At 69.5% G+C, this 7,259-nt stretch carries 5 protein-coding genes; 2 read left to right on the forward strand and 3 right to left on the reverse strand.

All coding sequences use genetic code 11. From position 1 onward, the window contains the following. Positions 1–22: 22 nt before the first annotated feature. The gene (locus tag IE153_RS38395) at positions 23–778 is read right to left on the reverse strand and encodes a transposase family protein (protein WP_229829378.1); all 756 of its coding nucleotides are present in this window, start codon (positions 776–778) and stop codon (positions 23–25) included. Positions 779–1,200: 422 nt separating this feature from the next. Continuing rightward, a complete protein-coding gene (locus IE153_RS38400; RefSeq protein ID WP_189594296.1) occupies positions 1,201–4,218 on the reverse strand; it encodes a CHAT domain-containing protein in 3,018 nt (1,005 codons plus the stop codon). An 83-nt stretch (positions 4,219–4,301) separates the two neighbouring features. Here IE153_RS38400 and IE153_RS38405 point away from each other — a divergent pair, with 83 nt between their 5' ends. After that, the gene (locus tag IE153_RS38405; protein ID WP_189594297.1) at positions 4,302–4,751 is read left to right on the forward strand and encodes a hypothetical protein; all 450 of its coding nucleotides are present in this window, start codon (positions 4,302–4,304) and stop codon (positions 4,749–4,751) included. Between the two features lie 2 nt (positions 4,752–4,753). Further along, entirely contained in the window at positions 4,754–5,689 is a 936-nt protein-coding gene (locus IE153_RS38410) for a hypothetical protein (RefSeq protein ID WP_189594298.1), read from the forward strand. Positions 5,690–5,764: 75 nt separating this feature from the next. Here the strand turns inward: IE153_RS38410 and IE153_RS38415 are convergent, their stop codons facing one another. After that, positions 5,765–7,057 carry an IS256 family transposase gene (locus IE153_RS38415; RefSeq protein WP_229829379.1) on the reverse strand — a complete coding sequence of 431 codons (1,293 nt, stop codon included), beginning with the start codon at positions 7,055–7,057 and terminating at the stop codon, positions 5,765–5,767. Positions 7,058–7,259: the final 202 nt, after the last annotated feature.

Below are 7,259 nucleotides of genomic sequence, written 5' to 3' on the forward strand. Positions count from 1 at the left end.
CGAGCTTCGGTGCGGCCCGGATTCATGTCTGCCGTGTCGGCTTCAGGTCCACGGTCTGCTGGTGGGACAGCAAGCCGGCGATTGCTTGGATGGTGTCGCTCATATGCTCGCGGCGGCCGAGGTGGCGGGCCAGGGCCCGCCAGTTCTTCAGATGGGCGATGCCGTGCTCGACCCGGATACGGCGTGAGGAGTGTGCCTTGCGCTGGCGCTCGTACATCTCCTCGTACCAGTCGGGGGCGTTCTTCTTGAACTTGCGGTGCGGTGGTGTCATCACCCGGCCGCCGGTCTGGGCGCCCAAGCCCTGGTAGCCGGCATCGGCGAGGATCTCGACTGCGGGCCCGTCGGCCAGGAGCCTGACCAGCCCTAACTGGCGAGCTTGGGTGATGTCCGCGCAGCTTGCGGGCCGTGCTGGGCTGCACCACAGCACGCGGCCTTCGCCGTCTGTGACGACCATGGACTTGACGGCGTTCTGCTTGTTCTTGCCGGAGATGAACGTGTCCCGGTCCTTGCGTCCGGCGGCCGGGCGGCGAACCCGGATCTCGGTGCCGTCGACGATGCCGGTCGTTCCGCTCGAGCCGAGATGGTCGACGACCTCGGCCAGAGACCGCAGCCGCACGTCGGGGCTGACGGTGCATCCTCGCTCGGCGAGCAGGGGCCGCACCTCACCGACGGCCCGGGTGATGGTGGAGCGGTCCACTCCGAACCAGCAGGCCAGCACGTCATGGGTGACCCCGTGACGAAGATGGACGAGCGTGGCCAGGAGGCGGTCGACGAACACGAGCCTGTGCTTCGCGCCTGCGCCCACAGCCCGCTTCCGCGGTCGAGCGGCAAGCCTCGCTTGGTGACGCTCCTGCCACAACAGGCCGATCTCCTTGACGAGTTCAGCAATCACTCCGGCAGTCAGGCCCGTGATCCGCCGATTGCTGATGATCACCGCACGAGTCGAGCTCCCCACCACCTGACCATGATCAACCATTCAGTCTCGACGTCTCACCGCCTACCGTGCACGAGCTCGTTAGCTGGTTGCCGGCCATGCTCTACCCCCACGCGTTACGACTGCGAGTAGGTGAGTTTCCTTCGCCGGTCGGGAACGTGTCGGACGTACCAGGAAAGAGCGTCCGAAGCGGTACGTCAGGAGGCAAGAGGTACGGGGGGCCGCGTGACGCCGTCCGCCGGCCGGACAGCTCCTGAGCCCGTACGCTAGGCGCCGGAGTGGAGATAGCCCGCCCAGAGGGACGGTGTGGCCGGGAAGCGGTCGCGCGTGTCTTTGACGGTTCGGTGCAGGGCCGTCGCGGCCCGTGCGGGATCGGGCGTGCCGGTCGGGCCGTTGGCCAGGTGGGTGTAGAAGGACTCGGCGACGTCGGCGGCCAGGCGGTCGTCGATGGTCCACATTGTGCCGATGACATGGGAGAAGCCTGCGAGTTGGCAGGCGCTGGTGAGATGGATGGCCTCACCGAGCAGCCGGGGGTTGCCGGGGTGCGCGGTGCGGCAGGCGGAGAGATAGGCAAGCTGGGCGTGGGCGAGGTCGGCCCGGGACAGCGCGGAGACCGTCAGCGGCGTCTCGGCGTGGTCCTGGAGGAGTAGCTTGCTCTGCGAGGGGTCGGTCAACTCGGTGACGCCGTGGCAGGCGAAGTGGGCAATGGCGCAGTGCTCGAGTTGGGCGAGGACGGTGGCCGTCGTCGCGGGCCGTTCCCCTGACGCGCTGAGGACGACCGGGTCCTTGAGCACGGCCCGGAGCCGATCGGTCTCCTGGGCCGCGTGCGGCAGGGGTGCGTGGCCGGGTGTGGTCGGCATGGAGACGATTAGGGGCCGCGGCCGGTCGGTGGCGGCGGGGCGGCGGGCGCGGGCGTGGCGCAGTGCGCGGATGGTCGGGGTGTAGGAGGAGATGACACGGTCGAGCACGGTGCGCCGGCCCTGCACGCGGCCGGGGTCCCGGTGGAACCCGGCCGCGTGCAGGGGCAGCAGGCCGAGCATCCCGCCCGGCGCCCACCACACGTGGGGCAACGCTTCCTGCCCGTCGTGGTGTTGACCCAGGACACCGAGTGCGGTTAGGACCGGTTCGGCGGCCGCCTCCCATAGCCATTCCAGGACCTCGTGCAGCATGCGTTGGGCGGCGATTCGGTCGGCGTCGGGGGCGGTCGCCGCGACCAGCGCGAGGTGGAACTGGCCGATCCGGTGGGCGACTTCCTCGAAGGCCAGCCCCGGAAGTGGGCAGGCGGTGACGCCGTCTGGGGTGAGGATCAGGGCGTCGCTGCGGTGGCGGCTCACGTTGAGCGTGACGACGGGGCCGCGGTCGGCCTGCGCGGTCAGTTCGTCGAAGGTAGGAGGCAGCCCGAAGCGGGCGAAGCCGTCGTGGGCGCGGATGCGATCCAGGAGCACCTCCATCTCTTTGGCCAGCCTCAAGCGTGCGGAGTGCGAGGGTGCCCCCGGCACGGCGGCCGACGCTCCGACTGTGTCGGATTCCTGATCGAGCCGCTCGCGCAGGTCGACGAACTCTCGAGCCAGGTCCGGGTGTTGTTCCAACAGCTCAGTCACGTCGCCCCGGATGTCGAGGGACTGGGCGAGCAGGATCGCGCGTCCGGCCTCCGCGAGGCGGAGCGCTCTCGAGGCCCGCTCCGGTGCGGACACCCCGGTGTCGGACAGGGCAAGCGCGATCGCGTCTGCGGTGAGCTGGTCGCCGTGGGCGCCCAGTGCGCGCTGCTGGTCGCCTCGGCGCAGTCGGCGCGGGGCCACCTCGGGCAGCAGCAGGATGGCCTGCTCGAGGAACCGGGCCGCGCGCCCGGGCTCGGACGGCGCGGCCAGCTCGGCGGCCAGCCGGGCGGTGCCGACCCGCAACAGCGGCAGGGCCGTCCTCATCGCGACGGTGCGTTCCCACACCCCCAACGCCTCGTCACGGTCCTCGCTCGTACCGTCGCGCTCGTAACGCTGTTGCAGCACGCTCCCCAGCACACTCATGACCATCGCCTGGTCCGGGTGGTCGCGTTGGGCCGCGCCCCGGGCCGCCGCACGGCAGACCGCCACCGCTTCATCGAGATCGCCAAAGTCACCCAGAGCGTCGAAGCGGTCCCGCAGCGCCTGGACGAGCCCGATCTGGTATGTGGTCCGCTCGGGATCACCGGCGGGCGTGGCCCGCACCGCACGGTAGCCGTACTCGATCGCCTCGTTCACGTCCTCGGGGTTCTTGGAGTGCGCGAAGAGCAGCCGCAGCACTTCGCAGGCGTTGGAGAGGTACCGGGCATACTCGAAATGGGTGTGCGGCACGATCCGGACGACGAAGCGGTTGGTCCGTGCCGCCTCCACGATGTCGTCGGCCTCTAGGTAGGTCGCGTACCGTGCGAGGAGCGCGTTGGCGTGGTTGGTCAGGAGCATGGTGTGGTCGGGATGCCGCTCGGGCGCCCGCGCGATGGCCTCACCGGCAGTCTGCAGTGCCGCACCCAAGTCGAGGCGGTCTCCCGTGCGGGCGTAGCGGGTCAGCAGCACCTTGGACAGGCCCGTCAGGTAGAGGCAGCGGTCGCGGTCGTCATCCGTCGCGGTGCGGACCGCCTCGCGACCGGCCTCGACGGCGCCGTCCAGGTCCTCGACGTCCTCTCCCTGTTCGAAGCGCAGGTGCAGGGCGGTACTGAGGTGGAACCAGTAGGTGGCCCGACCCGGCCGGCCAGCGGGCAGGGTTTCGGCGATCTCGCGGGCGACCTCCACAGCACAGTTCAGGTCGACGAGATCGCCCGCGATCTCCCACCTGCGCCGCCAGGCCAGACCCAGGCTGCTCAGGCCCGAGTAAAACGCCACGTGGTCCTCCGGCAGATGGAGGGTGATCTGGCTCCACACCGCCACAGTCAGGGCCGCATCCCGCACGCCCACGGGCGTCCGTAGGGTGCGTACAAGCATATTAGTGGCTTCAGGGATCGCCGACTCGGCAAGGGGCAACAGCAGTGGTTCCGGAAGCAACTGCTCGCCGCCGAGGAACGGGATCGCGAGAAGCTGGAGCGCGACTCCACGCTCCGTCTCGGCACGCGGCTCGGGAAGCTCCTGGGAGCGCCAGAAGTAGAACCAGCCCAGGGCGACTAGGACTTCGGCGTCCACCGCCGTCTCGCTCACCCCGTACTGCATGAGTTTCATGGCATCGCCGATCGCGGCCTGTTCCATGACGGGCGATCGGTCACCGGTGGCCACCACCTCGTTGAGTCTGGCGCGGATCGACTCCAGTAATGCGTCACGCATACTCATCCGTGCTCCCTGCGGCGGCCGAACGGTCACGAGGCACCGGAACTTAAGGTTGCCCGGTGTGGTCCTTTTCTCACATCATGACGGCACAGGTCCGCTTCCAGTTCCGCCGGAGCGGGCTTCGGCGATCGGGGGATGCGATGGACGACCGGCACGACGCGCGGACCGGAGACACGGGCGACGACATCGCCTACGTGTGCACCCAGTTGGACCGCATGCGCGAGGATCTCCAGGCTTATGGGCCGCAGGGCGCCGAGCCGTTGGAGCGGGTGGTGGCGGCAGTGCGCGCCGGGCAGGATCCCACCGCGCCGCTAGACGCGCTGCACGAGGCGCTGCTGTTCGCCGGGGACGCGACGGGGGTGCGCGGTCAGGGGCGTGGCCTGTTCCCGATCGGGGTCGGAGCCCAACGTCCTGACGACTGGCTGCTGTTATGCCCCACCGGGCAGTGCGCACGCCATGCCTGGCCGGACGCTCAGGAGCCGTCCGGGTGCCGCATCACCGGTCAGCCGTTGCGCCGCGAACGGCTGTAGCGGTGGGCGGATTCCTCACAGCCCTGGGGCAGAAGCTCGCCGAGCGTTGGCTGACGCTTCTGGTGCTGCCCGGAGCCCTCTTCCTGGCCGTCGCGACCGCCGCACACACCCTCGGCCAGGCCCACGCCCTTGACCTCCGACGGCTCGTCTCCCGTGTCACGGGGTGGGCCGAGGAGCCCGTGGCGAGCACGGTCGGCGGGCAGGTCGTCCTGTTCAGTGCGGTCCTCGCGGCCGCGGCGGCCGCCGGGCTTGCAGCGCAGGGCGCGGGCACTCTGGTGCAACGCACCGTGCTGGCCGCCGACTGGCACTCCTGGCCGCGTCCGCTGCGCCGGGGAGTTCGCGCCCTGGTTGCCCGCCGCCGTGCCCGCTGGACCTCTACCGCCACCCGCTACTGTCGGCAACTGGACCACGACGCCATGGAGTTGGCGCATAGTGGCCGACGCGTCGACCCTGTCGTCCGGCATGCCCTGCACCGGGCGTTGCTCCGCATCGCCGCCGAGGAGCCAGACCGGCCCACCTGGAGCGGCGACCGCCTGCACTCCGTGGTCGTCCGCCTGGAGCGCGACCATCACGTGGATCTGCCCTTGGTGTGGCCGCACCTGTGGCTGACCCTGCCCGAAACCGCTCGCGCCGAGGTCACCGTCGCTGAACAGGCGCTGACCCGCGCGGGCACGCTGGCCGGGTGGGCGCTGTTGTACGCCCCGCTGACCATGTGGTGGTGGCCTGCCGCTCCGTTGGCCGTGGCGCTCACGCTGGTCGCCAGGCACCGCATCCGCACCGCCACGGACGCCTACGCCCAACTCCTGGAGGCCGCAGTCCATCTGCACGTCGGCGACCTGGCCGACCAGCTCCGGATTGAACTCCCAGGCCCGCCGGACACGGCCCTGGGCGACGCCCTCACAGCCCGCCTCCGGACCCGGACGTCTCCGCCGCGCTGATCTCCCCGATGGTCATCGGCGCGCAGCCAGACCGGCGGGTCTGTCAAACGAGCGGTGTAACCAGGGTGGTTGGGGTTACTGGCGGGCCGCCGTCAGGCGGCCGTCGAAGGTGATGTCGAAGGCGTTCAGTGCGGTCTTCCAGCGCATGGTCCAGCGAGCCAGTCCCTTGCCGGTGGGGTCGAGAGACATGATCGCCATGTAGACGCATTTCAGGGCGGCCTGCTCGTTGGGGAAGTGGCCGCGGGCCTTGACCGCCCGGCGGATACGGGCGTTGACCGACTCGATCGCGTTGGTGGTGCAGACGATGCGGCGGATCTCGGTGTCGAACCGCAGGAACGGGGTGAACTCCTCCCACGCGTTCTCCCACAGCTTCACAATCGCCGGATACTTCCTGCCCCAGGCGTCGGCGAATTCGGCGAACCGTTCCAGGGCGGCTTCCTCGGTCGCCGCGGTGTAGACGGGCTTGAGGAGCCTGGCGATCTTGTCCCAGTCCTGGCGGGCGGCATAGCGGAAAGAGTTCCGCAGCAGGTGCACGACGCAGGTCTGCACGATGGTCCGCGGCCAGACAGTATCCACCGCCTCGGGCAAGCCCTTGAGCCCGTCGCAGACCACCATCAGCACGTCGTTCACGCCGCGGTTCTTGATCTCGGTGAGGATGTGCAGCCAGTGTTTGGCGCCCTCGCCGCCGTCCCCGGCCCACAGCCCGAGGATCTCCCGCCGGCCCTCGGTGGTGACGGCCAGGGCCACGTAGATGGGCCGGTTGGCGACAGCACCGTCGCGGATCTTCACGTGGATGGCGTCGATGAAGACGACCGGATAGACCGGGTCGAGGGGTCGGCTCTGCCATTCGGCCATGCCTTCCAGCACCTTGTCGGTGATGGTGGAGATGGTCTGGCGGGAGACCTCGGCGCCATAGACCTCGGCCAGGTGGGCCTGGACTTCACCGGTGGTCAGGCCCTTCGCGGCCAGCGAGATGACCATCTCGTCGACACCGGTCAGGCGCTTCTGCCGCTTCTCGACGATTTTCGGTTCGAAGGAGCCGTCGCGGTCGCGGGGCACCATGATCTCCACCGGGCCGACATCGGTCAGCACCGTCTTGGAGCGTTTGCCATTGCGGGAGTTGCCGCCGTTCTTGCCCGCCGGATCGTGCTTGTCATAGCCGAGGTGGTCGGTGATCTCGCCATCCAGGGCGGACTCCAGCAGCCGCTTGGTCAGCTGTTGCAGCAGCCCGCCCTCGCCGGTCAGCTGCAGGCCCTCGGCCTGGGCCCGGCCCACCAGCTCGTCGATCAACTGGTCGTCCACGGCCTTCGCCGGCACACTCTTCGAGGGCTCAACGGCCTCGGGCTCAGCCACGTTCTCACTGGTCATCGATGCATCCTCCATGATCGGGAGTTACACCGAACGATTTATAGTCCCCAAAATTGGGCCATTCCTGGAGGGAACGGGTGCCGCCCTCGCGGGCATTGCCTCCGGTATCGGGGCGGTCGCAGCTGCGCCGGGATGTACCACGGTCGTAGGGTGCGCCCCCACCATCGCTGCGACCGGCGGTGCTTTGACCGGCGCCGGAGTG

The sequence above is a fragment of the Streptomyces massasporeus genome (assembly GCF_014648995.1).
Lineage (GTDB): Bacteria > Actinomycetota > Actinomycetes > Streptomycetales > Streptomycetaceae > Streptomyces > Streptomyces massasporeus.

Excerpts from the sequence above, each read along its gene's own strand:
- IE153_RS38405 (WP_189594297.1), top strand. The coding sequence starts at position 4,302 with ATGACGGCACAGGTCCGCTTCCAGTTCCGCCGGAGCGGGCTTCGGCGA.
- IE153_RS38415 (WP_229829379.1), bottom strand. The coding sequence starts at position 7,057 with ATGACCAGTGAGAACGTGGCTGAGCCCGAGGCCGTTGAGCCCTCGAAG.
- IE153_RS38400 (WP_189594296.1), bottom strand. The coding sequence starts at position 4,218 with ATGCGTGACGCATTACTGGAGTCGATCCGCGCCAGACTCAACGAGGTG.